The 17,661-nt window shown below is 68.0% G+C and carries 17 protein-coding genes; 7 read left to right on the forward strand and 10 right to left on the reverse strand.

The window, feature by feature from the left end; translation table 11 throughout:
• A partial coding sequence (locus tag V9E98_04805) for a LuxR C-terminal-related transcriptional regulator (GenBank protein ID MEI2716304.1) occupies positions 1 to 667 on the forward strand: 667 nt, incomplete at its 5' end.
• A gap of 115 nt (positions 668 to 782) precedes the next feature.
• Here V9E98_04805 and V9E98_04810 read toward each other — a convergent pair.
• Positions 783 to 1,298 (reverse strand): LURP-one-related family protein, encoded by a 516-nt coding sequence (locus tag V9E98_04810; protein ID MEI2716305.1) that lies wholly within the window; start codon positions 1,296 to 1,298, stop codon positions 783 to 785.
• A gap of 67 nt (positions 1,299 to 1,365) precedes the next feature.
• Here V9E98_04810 and V9E98_04815 point away from each other — a divergent pair, with 67 nt between their 5' ends.
• Entirely contained in the window at positions 1,366 to 1,587 is a 222-nt protein-coding gene (locus V9E98_04815; GenBank protein MEI2716306.1) for a hypothetical protein, read from the forward strand.
• An 87-nt stretch (positions 1,588 to 1,674) separates the two neighbouring features.
• Here V9E98_04815 and V9E98_04820 read toward each other — a convergent pair whose 3' ends face one another.
• The gene (locus V9E98_04820) at positions 1,675 to 2,187 is read right to left on the reverse strand and encodes a hypothetical protein (GenBank protein ID MEI2716307.1); all 513 of its coding nucleotides are present in this window, start codon (positions 2,185 to 2,187) and stop codon (positions 1,675 to 1,677) included.
• Between the two features lie 154 nt (positions 2,188 to 2,341).
• Between V9E98_04820 and V9E98_04825 the strand changes: the two genes are divergently transcribed.
• Both V9E98_04825 and V9E98_04830 read left to right on the forward strand, forming a co-directional pair.
• The gene (locus tag V9E98_04825) at positions 2,342 to 4,012 is read left to right on the forward strand and encodes a PAS domain S-box protein (protein ID MEI2716308.1); all 1,671 of its coding nucleotides are present in this window, start codon (positions 2,342 to 2,344) and stop codon (positions 4,010 to 4,012) included.
• Between the two features lie 205 nt (positions 4,013 to 4,217).
• Positions 4,218 to 4,967, forward strand: coding sequence for an acetolactate decarboxylase (locus V9E98_04830; protein MEI2716309.1), 750 nt, complete (start codon positions 4,218 to 4,220; stop codon positions 4,965 to 4,967).
• 48 nt (positions 4,968 to 5,015) lie between these two features.
• On the opposite strand, the gene V9E98_04835 is transcribed toward V9E98_04830, so the two are convergent.
• The 5 genes from V9E98_04835 to V9E98_04855 are packed head-to-tail and all read right to left on the reverse strand — an operon-like array spanning position 5,016 to position 8,540.
• Positions 5,016 to 5,279 (reverse strand): hypothetical protein, encoded by a 264-nt coding sequence (locus V9E98_04835; protein MEI2716310.1) that lies wholly within the window; start codon positions 5,277 to 5,279, stop codon positions 5,016 to 5,018.
• Positions 5,261 to 5,839, reverse strand: a complete 579-nt coding sequence (locus V9E98_04840; GenBank protein ID MEI2716311.1) for an IPT/TIG domain-containing protein — start codon at positions 5,837 to 5,839, stop codon at positions 5,261 to 5,263. Before V9E98_04840 ends, V9E98_04835 begins: the two co-directional genes overlap by 19 nt.
• Before the next feature lie 10 nt (positions 5,840 to 5,849).
• Entirely contained in the window at positions 5,850 to 6,488 is a 639-nt protein-coding gene (locus V9E98_04845) for an IPT/TIG domain-containing protein (GenBank protein MEI2716312.1), read from the reverse strand.
• Positions 6,388 to 7,245: an IPT/TIG domain-containing protein gene (locus tag V9E98_04850; GenBank protein ID MEI2716313.1), complete on the reverse strand. Its 858-nt coding sequence runs from the start codon at positions 7,243 to 7,245 to the stop codon at positions 6,388 to 6,390. Before V9E98_04850 ends, V9E98_04845 begins: the two co-directional genes overlap by 101 nt.
• Positions 7,245 to 8,540: a hypothetical protein gene (locus V9E98_04855; GenBank protein MEI2716314.1), complete on the reverse strand. Its 1,296-nt coding sequence runs from the start codon at positions 8,538 to 8,540 to the stop codon at positions 7,245 to 7,247. Before V9E98_04855 ends, V9E98_04850 begins: the two co-directional genes overlap by 1 nt.
• A gap of 307 nt (positions 8,541 to 8,847) precedes the next feature.
• Here V9E98_04855 and V9E98_04860 point away from each other — a divergent pair, with 307 nt between their 5' ends.
• The 3 genes from V9E98_04860 (at position 8,848) to efeB (ending at position 12,126) form a co-directional block, all read left to right on the forward strand.
• Positions 8,848 to 9,576 carry a peroxiredoxin gene (locus tag V9E98_04860; protein MEI2716315.1) on the forward strand — a complete coding sequence of 243 codons (729 nt, stop codon included), beginning with the start codon at positions 8,848 to 8,850 and terminating at the stop codon, positions 9,574 to 9,576.
• A gap of 89 nt (positions 9,577 to 9,665) precedes the next feature.
• Positions 9,666 to 10,838 (forward strand): iron uptake system protein EfeO, encoded by a 1,173-nt coding sequence (efeO, locus tag V9E98_04865; GenBank protein ID MEI2716316.1) that lies wholly within the window; start codon positions 9,666 to 9,668, stop codon positions 10,836 to 10,838.
• A gap of 1 nt (position 10,839) precedes the next feature.
• Positions 10,840 to 12,126 (forward strand): iron uptake transporter deferrochelatase/peroxidase subunit, encoded by a 1,287-nt coding sequence (efeB, locus tag V9E98_04870; GenBank protein MEI2716317.1) that lies wholly within the window; start codon positions 10,840 to 10,842, stop codon positions 12,124 to 12,126.
• Between the two features lie 138 nt (positions 12,127 to 12,264).
• On the opposite strand, the gene V9E98_04875 is transcribed toward efeB, so the two are convergent.
• The 3 genes from V9E98_04875 to V9E98_04885 all read right to left on the reverse strand — a co-directional run bounded on the left by V9E98_04875 (position 12,265) and on the right by V9E98_04885 (position 17,558).
• Positions 12,265 to 13,701: an NCS2 family permease gene (locus V9E98_04875; GenBank protein ID MEI2716318.1), complete on the reverse strand. Its 1,437-nt coding sequence runs from the start codon at positions 13,699 to 13,701 to the stop codon at positions 12,265 to 12,267.
• An 87-nt stretch (positions 13,702 to 13,788) separates the two neighbouring features.
• Positions 13,789 to 16,407, reverse strand: a complete 2,619-nt coding sequence (locus V9E98_04880; protein MEI2716319.1) for a multicopper oxidase domain-containing protein — start codon at positions 16,405 to 16,407, stop codon at positions 13,789 to 13,791.
• Positions 16,404 to 17,558, reverse strand: coding sequence for a hypothetical protein (locus V9E98_04885; protein ID MEI2716320.1), 1,155 nt, complete (start codon positions 17,556 to 17,558; stop codon positions 16,404 to 16,406). The genes V9E98_04880 and V9E98_04885 overlap by 4 nt, the downstream gene beginning before the upstream one ends.
• Positions 17,559 to 17,661 lie beyond the last annotated feature (103 nt).

Consider the following 17,661-nt stretch of genomic DNA (forward strand, 5'->3'; position numbering starts at 1 on the left):
TCGGCATACCAAAGCACTGTTGGCGACCGTTCTACTGTCTCGCCGTGACATCGCAACCGCAGACAGATTGGTGCGAGAGGCCCTGCAGACCTGGGAGGAGCGAGGCCTCACCCACTTCCTTGCGTCGGGGGCACTGCTGTCGGGTCCCGCGGCATTCCTCGCCGCGCGTTCGGGCGAAGACGCCCAGGCGGCACAGCGCCTTCGCCAAGCACACGAGGCGGTACTGACGTTCGGACCGGTGTTTCCGTGGCTGAACGTGATCAGCCATGCGTTCTCCGCTGCCGCCCAGGCGATCCTGGGCGACCGGATCCAGGCCGGACACCACCTCGAGGCGGCGGTGGCGGCGGCCCGAGGACTCGACACTTCGCCGCTCCTGGCCGACCTCGTGGCCATGGCGCACGAGACCGTGGAGGGTGAATTCCGGCTCGCCCATCTCAGCCAAGCCGAGCGGCGCGTCTTCGAGCGACTCCTGACACGAGCGACACTTCGCGAGATCGCGGACTCGCTGTTCGTCTCCCCAGAGACGATCAAGACCCAAACGGGTTCCATCTATCGGAAGTTGGGCGTCTCGTCGCGTCGCGACCTCCAAGAGCTCGGGGAACCCCTCTTCGCGGCACGTTTGCTGGAACCAGGCGCGCACAGAAGCACACCCCGGCGCTCACCCTGATCGGGGATTCCGCACCCGCTGCACACCGCTTGAGGCTCTGCGCACCGGCCGCCCAGTCGACGACGTCATGGCTTGGATGGCCAGGCGGAACCTGCGGTCAACTGCGCGGTAGCGGTCAAGGACTGGTCAGACTGTCGATGCACACGGTGATCGCCAACAACAGCGCGGCATCCTGACCCGGTGCGATCTCCACGCCATAGGTGTCACGGACGCGAAACCACTTCTTCGAAACGGTCGCCACCGTGGCCCCATCGGCCTCGATCTCGTATTCGTGATCAACGATGTTGCCCTGCGCCTTCATGCTGGGGCCACCCTCGACGTCGATGGCGAACCGGTCACGCAGGCCCACGAGGGCCTTCTTGACGGTGACGTTCCCCCCAGGTCGTTCGATCTCCATGGTGTCGCGCACCCGAACCTTGCGCTCCTGGATCTTGGCGACGTCTTGTCCCGCAGCGTCGCGCAACACGAACGTGTCACGGATCCGAACGGCTTTGCCGTCGACCTTGAAGGCCCGCTGGCCGTTCTCGTCCTCGATCCAGAAGTCGTCACCGATGGACATCAACTTCTCGCGCATCTGATATCGCGCGTTGTGGGAGCCTTCGTCGCCTCGGATTCGATCTCGCAGTCCCATGTCGCTTCCTCTCGCCTTGTTTCCTTGCTGGTTCGTTTCCTTGCTGGTTCGTTTCCTTGCTGGTTTCGTGTCCTTGCTGGTTTTCTCAGTACTTCTTGCGCTGCGGGTGGCATCAGTGGAGCAGGAACCAGCCGCGCACCTGCGCCTCGTGGTCCAGGTCCCTGTCACCGGAGACATCCACGACGACCTTGTCGATGCCGACCGAGTCTGGTGGAGTGCGCGGCCGGATGCATCACCCGTCGGGGGGGACGTGAGAGGCCAGGTGGCTCTCGGTGACCCTTGCCCCTGATACACCGACAGCTTCTGAGTTGATCGTGGTCGAGGCGCTCTTGTCAGTGGCCTGCTCGGAAGGCTTGTCAGTGGCTTGCTCGGAAGGTCAGCCTCTGGACGTCGGAGGGGTGATGGACGAGTAGAAGGGGATGTAGGTGGCCGCCTGCGCGCGGACCTTGTTGCCCGCGCCGGGCGCACAGTCCATGGGCACAGTGAACACATAGCGATCGCGGTCGGGGTCGGCCGCGACGGTGGCTCCGCAGTTGATCCGCTGCGAGTTCCGGAAGGTCTTGATCGGCGCCCGGGGAGGGATCTGCGGGTTCGACTCGTTGCGTCTGAGTACCACTGTGGGTCCGCCGAGGAAGAAGAACTTCGTCCAGACGCTGCCGCCGCCGGCTATCGTCTCGGCCACTGCCCCGCGTGGCCCCAAGACGACTTTCGCCACTACTTCTCGTGCGGTGTACCGCACCTTCACCGAGGTGATCCGGACAGCGGGCGTCCCAATGGAGGCCACCTCGGCCGTCGCCGGTGCGGCGGAGCCGACACGTTGTCCGGCCGCTGCCAGCACAAGAGTGAGCCCGGCCAACGCGGCCCCGAAAGTTCTGGTGGCCTTCCCCATGTCCGCCTCCCTGTCGCTCGCCTCGCATCGGCACCCACGACCGTACAACGTGGTCGATCTCGCCGGGCGGGCTCCGTTCGTCGCCCGGCACTAGACTCAGCACTGGTGTGGCAAGAGGTCGATGGACCAAGGCGTCCGACGGTGAGGGGGCGGTGTGAGCGTCCCTGCTGATCAGCCCCGAGGCTGGGTGGAGGCGGTCGTCGAGGCCGGCGGTGGCGTGGTGTTCGAGGTCCGCACTCGACCCGACCGTGCGGTTGAGTACATCAGCGACACGATCCAGGGGCTGTTCGGCCAAACACCCGGCGAACTGCGTGAGAATCCCGCGCTGTTCGGCTCGCAGATCGCCGAAGACGACGCAGACCGACTCTCCGCGATCCTCGCGCTCGAGCCTGGTCAGCGCACCGAAGAGGAACTGCGCGCGACTCGGCAGGACGGGTCGTCGGTGTGGATGCGAGTCCGTGCGCAGTGCGTCGCGCGGGCGGACGGGTCGACCGTCCTGCGCGGCGTCGGGTTCGACGTGACCGATCTTCGGTCCGCGCGGGAGCAGCTGGCCGAGTCCGAACAGCTCTACCGACTGCTGGCCGAGAACGCCTCCGACGTGGTCGCCCTCGGTGACGCGTCCGCGGTACTGCAGTGGGTGTCACCGTCCGTGCAGTACCTCCACGGATTGGACCCTGACGACCTCATTGGGAGGCCCGTCACGTCCTTTCTGCACCCCGACGACGTGGCTCAGATGCGGACGGCCGGGACCCACGCCAACGACGGTCAGCGTGCGGAGTATGAGGCGCGCTGGCGCACGGAGGACGGCACCTATCGGTGGATGGCCGTCACGCTGCGCCCGGTGACCGACTCGACGGGTGCGGTCGTCGGGCGAGTCGCAGCGGCACGTGACATCGAAGTCGAGCGACAGACCCGGGAGGCGTTGGCTCGCAGTGAGGAGCGGTTCCGCACAGCGCTGGAGTCCGCACCCGCCGGCATGGCTGTGGTGTCCCCAGAACGGGACTTCCTTGAGGTCAACCCGGCGCTGTGCCGACTGCTGGGCCACGACGAGGCGTGGCTGACCGAGCACGGCGTTGGGGATGTGCTCGACGCACACGACGACTACCTCGACCGACGGATGCGAGCGGACCTCCTGGCCAGCGGCCAGCGATCCGTGACCCGCGAGCACCGGATGATCCGCGCCGATGGGCGGCGCATCTGGGTCGAGCACTCGATCGGCGTCGTGCGGGACGAGACCGGGACCGCCACCTCGTTCGTGTCGCAGTTCATCGACGTGACCGAGTCCCGCCAGGTCCGCGACCAGTTGCGGTTCCTCGCTGCGCACGATTCGCTCACCGAGCTGATGAACCGGCGCGAGTTGTTCTCTCGAGTGGAGGCGTTGCTGCTCGACGCGTCCCACACCGGCCGTGGCGTGGCCGTGCTCTTCCTCGACCTCGACTCCCTCAAGCCGCTGAACGACGCCCACGGCCATGTCGTCGGCGATCAGGTCATCCGGGAGGTCGCCATCCGCATCCGGGCGACGGTACGCGCCGGTGACCTTGTGGCGCGGTACGGCGGAGACGAGTTCATCACCGTCCTGCCCGCGGTGGACCGGCTCGATGACGCGGTCGCCATCGCAGAGAAGATCCACACCGCGGTGCGGGCACCGGTGACGACGACCGGAGGGACCGTACCCGTAACCCTGTCCATCGGTGTCGCGCTTGCGCAACCCGGCGACGACCCCGACACCCTGCTCAGCCGCGCGGACGCCGCTCTGTACCGCGCCAAGCGCGACGGCCGGGACCGCACCGCAACCGCTCCGCCGCCACCGGGCGAGGACTGGTGACGGACCACTCCGCACGCGCACCCGTTTCGATGACTCCGATTCGTTGACGTCGTTTCATGGAGATCGTCGTTTCCATTGGTGTCGGGGGTGGTGGTGATGAGCCAGTGGGGTTGGTCGGGTCCGGTGTCAGGGTTGGCGGTGATGGTGAATCGGTCGAGAGGGCACCTGTCAGAATGGCCACCCACCGAAGGAGGCGAGTGTGCGGATGACGTTCCGGCTCACGACCGCGCTGTTCGCAGTGGCGACGGCAGCGGTGACGGCAGTGGCCCTGGCCCTGCCCGCAGCCAACGGCGTCGTACTCGGCGGACCCACGGACTCCCGCGGCGAGGCGCGCCAGATCGGCACCTACGCGTGGCTGAACTCCCCCAACTACTCCGGTCTCGCGCCCCTGCGTCGCGTGGTGACCCCGCGCAGCATCGGACTGGGGACGTTCCATGCGCTCGACGGTGAGCTCGTCGTCATGGGCGGCACCGCGTATCGGGTACCCACGAGCGGCAAGCCGGAGCAGGTGTCACTATCACGACGCACTCCGTTCGCGCAGACGATCGAGTTCCACCCGGTCATCGAGCGACGACTCCCCGCCGGCGCGCAGTGCACCAACTTGGTGCAGGTGATCGACGACGCCGTCGGCACGACGCGTGGCCTGGTGGCAGTCAAGGTGCGAGGCAACTTCACGGAACTCACCACCCGCAGCGTGCCGCGACAGGAGCGACCGTGGGCCGCGCTCGCCGACGTCACCACCGATCAGACCGAGTTCGACCTGTCGGGTCGTGGCGCCCAACTCGTGGGCTTTCGCACCGGGCCGGATCTGAGCGGAGCGGCGCCGGTGGGCGTGCACTTGCACGGCCTCACCTCGGATCGGCGCGCGGGTGGTCATGTCCTGTCCTGCACAACCGGCCGCGGGGTGCGACTGCTCCTGGAGCCGGACGTGGACCTGACGGTGGTCGGCCGCTGAGCCACCCCGCCGTGGAAAGGGCCATTACCACCACCTATCGCTGCCGGGTCAGCGGCTCTTGACGCGGACCACGTCCGAGGCGGCCGTCGCACTGGCTGTGGCGGGCAGAACGGTCTTCAGTTTCGTGCCGGGGCTGACCCTCTTCACCACGGTGACCACGGCGGCCGACTGCCGTGAGGGGAAGGTCGGCGCTCGCTGGACGAGGGCCCACTTCTTGCCCGACCGGCGATAGATCTCGGCCCGGCGCGCAGCCGCCGGCGAGGCGGTGATCGTCAACCGGACACGCTTGCCCTTCAGGGTCTTCGCCGACACCGACAGGGTCGTTCGGGTCGAGGGGGATGGGGATGGCGTCGGCGTGGGTGTCGGCGTTGGCGTCGGAGTTGGGGTCGGCGTCGGGGTGGGCGGAAGGCGTGGGGGTCGGCGTCGGGCGTCGGCGTGGGCGTCGGGCGTCGGAGTGGGCGTGAAGGCGTGGGCGTAGGCGTCGGTGTCGGCTCGGCGGTGTAGGTGAACCCATCCGCCAGCAGCGCGCTCTCGTCGTCGGGGTCCACCACCTCGACATCCACCGCACCAACCGAGCCGGCGGGAACCACAGCTGTCAGCCACGTCGAGGAGCCGTACTGGACATCGGAGGCCGCAGCCCCTCCGACCAGAACACGCAGATCAGGTTCGAATCCCAATCCTGTGATCGTGATCGTCGTGCCGCCGGATGTCGGCCCGGAGGACGGCGCGACGCTTTGGACGAGTGGATCCGCCAGGTACCAGTAGGCATTCGCGAGACTGTTCGTCCCGCCGTCCGGGTTGGTCACGGTCACCGTCACTGTCTGGGCGCGGGTCACTGACGGCACAGTGGCGGTCAGTTCCGTCGCGGACACGAAGGAGACTTCAGAAGCGGACCGACTGCCGAACTGAACCGCTGCGCCGTCTTGGAAGCCGAGCGCCTGTGAGGGTGACGACGTTGCCGCCGACGAGCGGTCCCGACGACGGCGAGACGGCGTCGACTTCAGGCGGGACGGCCACGTAGGTGAAGCCGTCCACCAGGGTGGCGGTCCCCGAGTCCGAGTTGGTCACGGTCACATTCACCGTGCACGGGAAGGTCGATGCGCAACTGCCCGGAGCGCTGGGGGTGACCGCGGTGATCCGGGTCCCCGAGACCACCGACTCGTCGGTGGCCGGCGACCCGCCCACGGTCACAGCGGCACCGTCGATGAAGCCCGTGCCGGTGATCGTGATCTGTGTGGCCCCAGCGTCGTCACCCGACGCCGGTGAGACAGACGTGACCGTGGGGGAACTGATGTAGGTGAAGGATGCCGTGGCCACACCCTGGTCGGGATTGGTCACCACCAGGGACGCCGAGCCCGGCTGACCGCTGGGGGTTGTCGCCGTCAACTCCGTGGCCGAAACCCGCACCACATTGGTGGCGTTACGCCCTCCCACCTGTACGGTCGCGCCATCGACGAATCCGGTTCCCGTGATGGTGATACTCGGTGCCGCCGGTTGCGGGTCCGGACCCTGGTGAGACATCGCTGATCGTCGGTGGCGTGGACACGTAGGTGAAGCCGTTGGTGAGGGTCGCGCTGCCCCACTGGTTGGTCACGGTGACGTTGCTGCTGCCGGGAGTCCCGGCCGGCGTCACGGCGGTGATCCGAGTGCTGGACACGACCGTCACGCTGGTGGCAGCCGCACCGCCCACCGTGACCGATGCTCCTGAGGCGGTGAACCCGGATCCGGTGACGGTGATGGATGTGCCGCCCTGGTCGTCGCCCGATGCCGGCTGGACGCCGGTGATGGCGGGAGGCCCGGTGTAGGTGTAGGCGCTGGTGAGGGTGGCGGTACCCCCGACGTCGGTGACGCTGACGTTCACGGCCCCGGGACTGCCCGCCGGCGCCGTCACCGTGAGTGCGGTGGCGGACCATTCGGACACGGTCGCCGCACTGCCACCGAATCGGGCGGTCGTTGCGGCGGTGAAGCCGGAACCGGTGATCGTGACCTGGTTACCGCCGGCTGAGGGACCCGAGGTGGGCAGTACCGACGCGATGGTGGGCGGGTCCGGGGGCAGGTACTGGTAACCGTCCGGAAGGGTCGCCGCCGTTCCGTCCGGGTTGGTGACGATCACGTCCACGTCACCGACTGCGCCCGGCGGGGTCGTCGCCTGGATCTCCGTGGCGGACACCACCGTGACATCGGTGGCCTCCGTATCCCCGAATTCGACCAGAGCTCCGGTGACGAATCCCGTGCCGCTGATAGTCGACTGCGGTCCCACCGGCCGAAGGCCCCTCATCAGGCTGCGACCGATGCCACCACCGGGATCGGTCGGGCCTGCACACTCACCGGTCCACTGGTGGCGATCTGCGGCGTGAGAACCGCCGGCAACGTGGCGGTGATGCGACACGAAAGAGCATTGCCGACGTCAGCCGCCACGGGTGTGTAGGTACTCGCGTTGCCGACGGGGGCGGCGGTTCCGGTACGGAACCACGTGTAGGAGCGCTGCGTCGGGGTGATCGGCGCGGTGACGCTCCCCCAGGTGTCGCCCCCGCAGACCAGCGGGTACCCCTGGTAGGGCTGCCCGCTGATGGTGGGTCCCGTGATCGTGGGGTTCACCGAGGTCGACAGCCGCGTCAGTGATCGCGATCCGCTCCCCCACAGCCCTCCGTCCGGGCCGGCGAAGACCCCGCCGAGTCCCAGGCTGGGGTCCAACGTGTAGGTGTCGGTGACGGCACCGGTCGCAGGATTGAGTCGCTGCGCATTCCCCTGGCCTTGACTACCGGTGGACTCCAAGACCCACAGTCCCCCGTCGGCGGCGAACGTCAGCCCACCCCCCGCGTATTGCACGGGGTAGGTCGCTGATGTGCCGCCGGGGAACCACTTGGTGACGGTCGGCACAGCGACGTTGGTGGTCTCCGCGTACCAGACGGCGCCGTCGGGGCCGATGGCAATGTCGTAGACGTCGTATCCGAAGTTGTAGGTGGGAATCGAGAAGTTGCTGGTGGAGATCCTGCCGAACTCGGTGGTGAATCCCGAGCCGCTGAGGTTGGAATACATCCACACATAGCCGGAGGGATCAGCGGTGAGCCTTCCGGGCTCGAAGGGTGTCGTGTACTCCGTGATGGAGTAGGTGGAGGGGTTCATCCGCCCGATCCTCTTGTTCGGACCTTCGGTGAACCAGAGGTTGCCGTCCGGCCCCGTCACGATCTGACCGAGCCCATCGGTCGAACTGATCCCCGACGTGAAAGGTATGACAACACCGTTCGGGGAGATGAGGACGACCGCAACATGAGCGCTGGTGGAAGTCTGCTGCAGGACAGTGCCCCACATGTTGCCGTCGGGCCCAGCGGTGAGTCCGGTGATCCGGTTGTAGCCACTGCCGATTGTCACTGTGTTCACGGCCCCGCTGGTGGGGTTGACCACGTAGATCTGGCCGCCAGTCGAGGGGACCCACAGGTTGCCATCCGGACCGGTGACACCACCGACGGTGGAACTCGGGTATCCGGGCAGTGCGATGGACGTCTCAAGACCCGGCGTGGAGGAGGCCCGACCGAAAGCCGGCACCAACAACTGACCCAGAACCAGTGCCACGGCAACGACCAAGAGAGTCGCCCCGCGGGACCGTCGAAGTACCACGCCGCACCTCGCTCCGAACGGGCCAGACGTGTTCGCTCACACTCCGACACCTACGTCCAAGGTAGGCCGGATTCCCTGCACGCTGCGGGGACCAAAGTCCTGCCCTACGCGCCAATGGTCCGACAACGGACTTCTCGGCAGAGGCTGGCCGCCAGCCTCGTCGATTCGCCAGGTGCAGATGGCGCAAGAGCTATTCGTGTCACACCTCTGACGCCACCCACAGATACCCCCTGGGGTATCATGGCCAGCGAAAGGAAGACCCATGACCCTCACTCAGGACTCCACCCCCATGCCCGCAACGACCCCCACGCCCGCAACGACCCCCATGCCCCGGATCGGCGACAAGGCGCCGGCCTTCACCGCGAAGAGCACCCAAGGCGACGTGTCGTTCCCCGAGGACTTCGCGGGCAGTTGGGTCATCTTCTTCAGCCACCCGGCGGACTTCACTCCGGTGTGCACCAGCGAGTTCATGACGTTCGCCTCCATGCAGGACGAGTTCGCCGCGCTGAACACCAAGCTGCTGGGACTGTCGGTGGACGGCCTGTTCAGCCACATCGCGTGGCTGCGGACCATCAAGGAGCGCATCGAGTTCAACGGCATGAAGGACGTCGAGGTGACCTTCCCGCTGGTGGAGGACATCACGATGGAGGTGTCGTCGAAATACGGCATGATCATGCCGGGCGAGTCGAGCACCCAAGCAGTGCGTGCGGTGTTCATCATCGATCCCGAGGCTGTGATCCGCGCGATCATCTACTACCCCCTGAGCATGGGTCGGAATTTCGATGAGTTGAAGCGCGCGATCATCGCCTTGCAGACCGCGGACCAGCATGCGGTGGCGACCCCCGCGGACTGGCGCCCCGGCGACCGCGTGATCGTCCCGCCGGCGGGCTCCTGCGGCACCGCGAAGGAACGCATGGAAGGCGCCGAAGAAGGTGTCGAGTGTGTCGACTGGTTCTTCTGCCTGAAGGACGTCGAACCAGCGGGCCGGTAACCGAACGGCCCCCAGAGGCCCCCAGTCCCTTCATAAGGTTAGGCTTACCTAACTTGACCTCAGGGTGGGGTCGCGAATCTGGAGGGTCCGTGGATCTGTCTGTCCGAACCGGGGTCGTTGCTGTCGCGGTGCCACTGCTCGTCGTCACCGTGGCCGCCTGCCAGTCGTCCACCCCGTCTCAGAGCGCCGACACCGGAGTGGTCTCAGTGGCCAGCAGCGACGAATCGTGTGAGGTCAGTGCCGCGGATGCCGCCTCAGGGGTCGTTCGCTTCGCTGTATCGAACACGGGCAGCCAGGTCACCGAGTTCTACGTCCTGGGCGAGGACGGCTTGCGGGTCATGGGCGAGGCGGAGAACATCGCGCCCGGCCTCACCCGGGATCTCGTGGTGCAGTTGCCCCCGGGCTCGTATCAGTTGGCCTGCAAGCCGGGGATGACCGGTGACGGGATCCGCTCCGACTTCGCGGTGAACGACTCCGGCGTGCCGATGCCGACATCAGACGACGACTCGGCGGTGATCGAACGGGCCACGGCCAACTACGCCGCCTACGTGCGCGATCAATCCGACCAACTCCTCAAGGACACCAAGGAGTTCGCCGCGGCGTACCAGGCGGGGGACGACGACACCGCCAGGGCGCTGTATGCGCCCACGCGCATGCACTGGGAGCGGATCGAGCCGGTGGCGGAATCCTTCGGCGACCTCGACCCGATCCTGGACGCCCGCGAGGCCGACCTCGAGCCGGGACAGAAGTGGACAGGGTGGCATCGGATCGAGAAGGACCTGTGGCCACCACGCAGCGGGTACCAGCCGTTGACGCAGAAGCAGCGGGACAAACTCGCCGAGCAACTCGTCACCGACACCACGACCTTGGCAGACCGGACCCAGGATCTGACCTTCACGGCCGATCAGTTGGGCAACGGCGCCAAGGAACTGCTGGACGAGGTCGCCACCGGGAAGATCACGGGCGAGGAGGAAGCCTGGTCGCACACGGACCTGTGGGACTTCCAGGCCAATCTCGAGGGTGCTCAGGTGATGTACGCCGGAGTCCGTCCGGTGGTGGCGGATCGGAACCCGAAACTCGCCGCGACCTTGGATGAGGAGTTCGCGAACATCCAGAGCGCCCTCGACCGGCATCGTCGCGGCGACGGGTTCGTCCTGTACCCCGACCTGACCCCGAAGCAGATCCGGGAACTCGCGACGTCGGTCGATGCCTTGGGCGAGCCGCTGTCCGCCTTGACTGTCACCGTGCTGCAAGGGCGCTGACATGCGCGAACCGGCTGAGGAGGGGACAGCTCGCACGGGCTTGTCGCGTCGCGCGTTGTTGGGGGTATTCGGTGCCGGGGCCGCGACCGCGGCAGGCATCGGGGCTGCCGGCGTGGCGCTCGCGCGAGAAGCAGGGGAGGCGCCGGCCGGCGACCGTCGGTTCGACTTCTTCGGAGCGCATCAGGCGGGGATCACGACGCCGATGCAGAACAACCTCTACTTCGCGGCGGTCGATGTCACGACGGACTCCCGCGAGGACCTCATCGACCTGCTGCGGCAGTGGACCGAGGCTGCGGCCGCCATGACCCAGGGCCGGGAGATCGACGCCCTCGGTGCCCTGGGCGGGTCTTATGACGCTGCGCCCGAGGACACGGGCGAGGCGTTGGGCCTGCCTGCGTCGGGTCTGACCGTCACGATCGGTTTCGGCCCGACTCTCTTTGGCGACCAGCGCGGGCGGGACCGGTTCGGGATCGCCGCGGACCGCCCGCCCGGGTTGCGGGAGCTGCCGCACTTCCCCAGCGACATGACGGATCCGGCGATCAGCGGTGGCGATCTGTGTATCCAGACGTGCGCCGACGACGCGCAGGTCGCGGTGCACGCCGTGCGCAATCTGATTCGCATCGGTTTCGGGCGCACCACTGTCCGCTGGTCGCAGGCGGGTTTCGGCAAGAGTTCCGTGACGTCCCCCGACGATGCCACGCCGCGCAATCTCTTCGGGTTCAAGGACGGCACCGCCAATATCACCGGTGACCCCGCCGACACCGACCGATTCCTCTGGGTCGCCCCGACCGACGACCCGGCGTGGATGGCTGGCGGCACCTACCTGGCAGTGCGCAAGATCCGCATGACGATCGAAACGTGGGACCGAACCTCGCTACGGGAGCAGGAGGCGGTGTTCGGGCGGAGCAAACGAGAAGGCTCCCCCCTGTCCGGCGGCGGCGAGTTCGACACCCCCGACTTCACGATGGCCGGCAGTGACGGCCAACCGCTCATCGCGGCGGACTCCCACATGGCGCTGGCTCATCCGTCCGCCAATGACGGGCAGCGGATCCTGCGCCGCGCCTACAACTACACCGACGGCAGCGACGGGTTGGGGCGCCTTGACGCCGGGCTGTTCTTCCTCGCCTTCCAGCGCGACCTGGACAAGCAGTTCATTCCCCTCCAGATGCGGCTGTCGAAGTCCGACCTCATGAACGAGTACGTCCGCTACCTGAGCAGTTCGGTCTTCGCCGTGCCTCCGGGGGTCCAGCCAGGCGGCTACTGGGGTCAGTCACTGTTCGATCTCTGATCGGGCGTTCACGACTGCCTGCACGATTGCCCCCTTTCGGTTATCTCCATCACTGACCCCCCACCCGGCGACGAGCGACTGTCGCCGGGTCGAGACGCCCGGCTCGACATGAAAGGCACGAAGAATGGCGAGCAGTACTTACATGAGCTGGAACGTGGGGATCAGGAAGTACAGCACGAAGATGCCGGCGACGAGCCAGGTGGGCCAGGGCACGGACCGCGCTCGGCCCTGGGCTGCGGCCACCACGACGTAGACGATGAACCCGGCGCCGATACCGTTGGTGAGCGACATCGTGAACGGCATGACGATCATCGTGAAGAACGCCGGAAGGCTCTGCCCGATGTCGAGGAAGTCGATGGACCTGATCTGGGTCAGCATCAGGTAGCCGACGATCACCAAAGCGGGTGCCGCGGCCTCGAAGGGAATGATCGCGACCACCGGCGCCAGGAACATCGCCATGAGCATCAAGACGCCGGTTACGAGCGCGGCGATGCCCGTGCGGGCACCGTCCGCGATGCCGGTCGCGGACTCGACGTAAGTGGTGTTGGAGGACACCGAGCACGCGCCACCGGCTCCGGCTGCCAGGGAGTCGACCACCAGGATCGACTGCAGGTGCGGGATGTCACCGTCGTCCGCCACGATCCCGGCCTCGTCGGCCAGGGCGAACGCGGTTCCCAAGGTGTCGAAGAAGTCGGGAAGGACCAGCGAGAACAGCGCTACCAGAGCGGCCACCACGCCGACCGCGCTGAAGGCCCCCAGCAGGTCGAACTGCCCGATCAGCGACAGATCGGGAGTCGCCAACGGCTGTTCCGGGATCCGGGGGACGGTCAGGCTCCACCCGGTGGGGTGGTCCGCATCGCTCGGTCCGAGGCCGACGACCGCCTCGACGGCCACGGCCAGCACCGTCGTGGCCACGATCCCGATGAGGATGGCTCCCGTGACGCGACGGGCCACAAGCGCGATCATGAGCAGCAGCCCCACGACGAAGACGGCCAGCGGCCACCCCAGGATCCTGCCGTCGTCGCCCATCGTGATCTGGGGGCCATTGACCTGGACGAATCCCGCGTTCGTCAGTCCGACGAAGGCGATGAACAGACCGATGCCGGCCCCCATGGAGTACCGCAGCGGTGCGGGGACTGCCCGGTAGACAACGCGGCGCAGCCCGGTCAGGACCAAGGCCAGGATCACCAGTCCCTCGAGGACGACCAAGCCCATGGCATCTCGCCAGGTCATGGTCGGGACCAGGGTGAGGGCGATGAAGCTGTTCAGGCCCAACCCGGCCGCCACGGCCATCGGCAGGCGTCCGGCCACCCCCATGATGATGCTCAGCACGCCGGCGATGAAGGCGGTAGCGGCCATGACCAGGGCGATGGCGGTGGCCTGGTCCGGGGCTGCTCCGATCAGGTCGCCGTCCCGGTCGCGCACGGTGCCGAGGATCAGGGGATTGAGTACGAGGATGTAGGCCATCGCCGCGAACGTGACGACCCCGCCGCGACACTCGCGGGCGACGGTTGACCCGCGCGACGTGAGGTCGAACCACGTGTCGAGTCGCTGCCTGAGCGTCGTCACCGCCACGGGTCCAGAATGCCGGACCGCTCGCCGCTCGCGTGACGCGAGGCAGGAGGCGGGAGTCGCGAGGCGGGCCGCTGGAACGGCCGAAGCTCAGCGCACGTGCAGGATGCCGTGGGCCCCTCGTTCCGCGTCGGACATGATGTGGGACACGAAGGGGTAGTGTCCGGGTTCGTCGACCTCGAACTCCACGAATCCGCCCGCTGCGGGGAGCAGGCCGAGGGCCTGGCTGCCGCTGTCTCGGGAGTTCCGCAGCAGGTACCGGCCTTCTTGGTAGACCGTGTCGAACTGGCCCCCGACGACGTGGAAGGACGACGGCTCGTTGGGTCCCGCGTCCACGACCCACATGCGGACCCGGTCGCCGCTGCGGGCCTGGAGGGGGTGGTGGTCGTACTGCATGGGATAGCCGTTGAAGGTGACGATGTCGGGGGTGCCGGCGGCGATCTTGGCGGCGTCCGCGGTCTCACCCCGCGCCCCGAGGTACCCCTCGGACTGGACGAGCACGAACTCGCGATCGACCTGCGGCAGCCCGGGTGGGTCGATGATCACGGCTCCGAACATCCCGTTGGCGATGTGCATCGACATCGGCATCGTCCCGCAGTGGTACATCCACGCTCCGGCGCGCTCGGCGGTGAAGCGGTAGGTCAGTTGTTCGCCGGGCTCGATGGTGCGCATGGGGCGGTCCGGCGCAAGCGCCCCGGCATGGAAGTCGATCGAGTGCCCGATGGTGCCGTCGTTGACCAAGGTGATGACAAAGCGGTCCCCCACGCGGCCGTGCAGGGTCGGTCCAGGCGCGGTGCCGTTGAACGTCCACCGGGTCTGGGTGAAGCCGGGCGCGACCTCTCGTTCCTGCTCGGTCGCGACCATCCGGACGCGGTGCACCCGGGAACGGCCGGCGGGCGGCAGAACGGCAGAACGCGGCCGCCAATCCGCTCCGGGCGCGGCCATCAAGTCGAGTTGTCCACCAGCCGCCGCGGGTTCGGCGGTGTCCGACGGCGTGGCCGAATCACCCGCGCCGTGGCCGTGCGCGGCGTGCGGATCAGCCGCAGCGACTGGGGCGGCGCCGGTGACCTGAATCTGCAGCACCATGCCCATCTGGCGATGACCCGCGACCGAACACCACCCTTCGATCGAGCGCCCCACCACGCCGACGTCGAGCTGCGCGCGCTCGCCGGGAGCCAGTCGGGCGGTCTGTTGCCCGGTGTCGAGGACCAGGTCGTGCCGATCGTCGCCTGTGTTGTGCAGGTTGATGATCAGCCGGTTGCCCGCGGGGACCGTGATGACAGCGGGAGTGAAGCGCATCCCACTGATCGTCACGTCGGCGGTGGTGGTCTGTCCTGTCGCGGTGACTCCGGCGGCTGCCGGCTCGGCATCGGTGGCCGTGGTGCCCACCGCAGCCGGGTCGATCGCGACGCCGCCCGCCACGGCGAGGACGACAGCGGCGAGCCCGACCACGACCCCGCCGCTGTGGACGGCGACCCCTGATGCCGGAGCCACCGGCGTCGGTTCAGGTTCCGGCTCAGACCGCTTGGGGGTACGCATCGCGGTGATCAGCACCCCGACGGTCGCGAAGAGGCTGAGCAGCACGATCGTGGAGGCGATGACCCGCACGACACTGGGGCTCGGCAGCACGCAGACGAGCAAGCCGAGGTTGACGCTCACCAGCCGGGTGAACGTGGCCGTGTCAGCACGGGTGTTGCGCCACCGCATCGCGGCGGGCCCTCCCCCGGCCATGACCGGCAGCAGATAGGACAGCGAACCGAGCAGGATCTGCAAGACGCTGCCGACCAGGACGGCGGCGGTCAACCTGCCGGCGGCGCTGGTCAGAGTCTCTTCGTCGGGCACGAACAGCGTGAGCGCCGCGAAGATCAGCAGGCAACTGAGCAGCCACGTCAACCCGGCCAGCAGCGACCAGGACGCGAATGAACGCGGCGCGCGTTGCCGGACCTCGGCGATCAGGGGAACCGCGGTGACTCCCGCTCCCAGGAGGTAGGCGACCACGCCGACGGCGGTCAGGGGGCGGATGGCGAGCAGCGCGCCGGCGGCGGTGATGACACTTCCTGTGATCAGCCAGGGCAGTCCGGTGCGGGCGGCTCGCTCTGATCCGGGCGCCATCCGGGTCCGCAGCATGGTCGGCCACAAGGTGACAACGGTGGCGAGGATCGGGATGCCGATCCAGCCGAAGAGCGCGATGACCGCGTGAGCGAGAATCCAGCGCTGCTCCTGCCCGGCGGGGGCGAGTCCCACTGCCACCCCGGCGCCGAGGGCGAGCCCCGGCATCAGCAGCAGCCCGGCGGCGATGTAGGCGTGCACGGTCATGGTGAATCGGCTCGGCAGCGCGCGGCGCAGTCGGCCCACGAGCGTCGCGACGTGGGCGATCACAGCAGCAGCCAGCACAACCGCGCCTGCGCCGACGAGCGCTGCAACACCGGCGACTACTCCCGAGACGACGGCGACGATGGCCGCGTTGAGCGTGGCGAGCCGCAGGGCCTCCGCACGGCGGGTGCCGGGGTCGGGCAGGCGCAGCAGCGCGAGGCTGAAGTGGGAGGTCCAGATGAACAGGGCGTTCGTCACCGCACCCAGCAGCAGCAGGTGCACGAGCAGCCACGGCGCCGCCGGGATCTGCCGATGGAGCAAGGCGACGACTCCCGCCGCGAGCAGCCACCCGATGACGAGCACCGAGGCGCGCATATGCCACGTGGCTCGCCTCATCGCCGTGCCACCAACGTCGCCGACATGACCGCGAACGCGAGGATCGCGACGACCGTGAGCATGCCGCCGACCTGCCACAGCTGGGTCGCCGAGCGGAAATCACCGGCCACCCGCAGCAGCAGTGCCACCTGAAGTCCGGCGGTGGCGACATACAGGACGGGGCGGTAGGGGAAGGGGCGCCGCAGAACTGCGGGCAGGATGATCGGCGCGTGGGCGAGCACCATGGACAGCGCAAACCCGACCCCCACCGCGTGCACGACGACGTCGTAGGCGGCGCCGTCCACCACGGGCCCCCCGAACAGCCACACAGCGCCGGCGACACCGAGCCACGCGGTGCCGCACAGAAGGTTCACGGCCACATAGCGGGGCAGCCCGGTCGCCCGGATCGTGCGGCGGGCGACGTCGAACCGCAGCAGCCAGGTGACCAGCGCCAAGGTGGCCAATCCCAGGAACACTGACCCGACCGTCGGCCAGAGCAACGTGGCGGCGGCGGCCGCCACGTAGCCGGCGGACGTCACCAGCAGTTGCACTTCCGCGCTGCGGGGAGGAGCGCCGACGGTGGCGAGTTCGAGGCGTTCGCCGACGATGGTCAGGATCAGGAACCCGCCCAACCACGGGAACAGCGCCGGTGTGGCGACCGATCCCAGCCACATGACGACTGCCCCCATGGCGAGGACCGCACCGAGGGTCTGGACGGCGACGGCGGTGCTGGGCGAGCGGCGCCACAGTTGCCGGTAGACCAAGAGAAGCGTGACCAGGCCCGCCAGTTGCAGCAGTTGCCCCACCGCCGCGGGGGCGGCGGACAGCAGTAGCAGTGACCCAACGGCAGTCCCGGCGGGTGCCACGAAACCCCACGTGCGGCGCAACGCGATGGCTCGTTCGAGCGCGATGAGGGTCCCGAGGAACCCGATGAGCATCAGTTGAGCGTGGACTTCGGCGAGGCGCTCGGTGTTGAAGGGGGCGGGCAGCCCGAGGAGCAGGACGCCGGCGTTGAGCCCGAGCAGCAGGCAGGCTCCTGCGCCGCCCAGGAGCAGGTAACGACCCCGCACGGTGGCCGGCGGCTTGGTCGCCCGCGGTGGTGACGGGGGGCGGCTGACGGCAGACCGCTCCTCCTGCGGGAGGCTGGTTGCCGTCGGCCCGGGATTTTCCACGGGCCCAGTGTAATAAATAGCTGGGCGGGGCGGAATCCCGGTTGTTCAGGAGACCGGAGCTGGGCTCAGGTGCTCGGATGAGCGGTGATCTACGCGAGACCTC

The organism is Candidatus Nanopelagicales bacterium (assembly GCA_037045355.1).
GTDB lineage: Bacteria > Actinomycetota > Actinomycetes > S36-B12.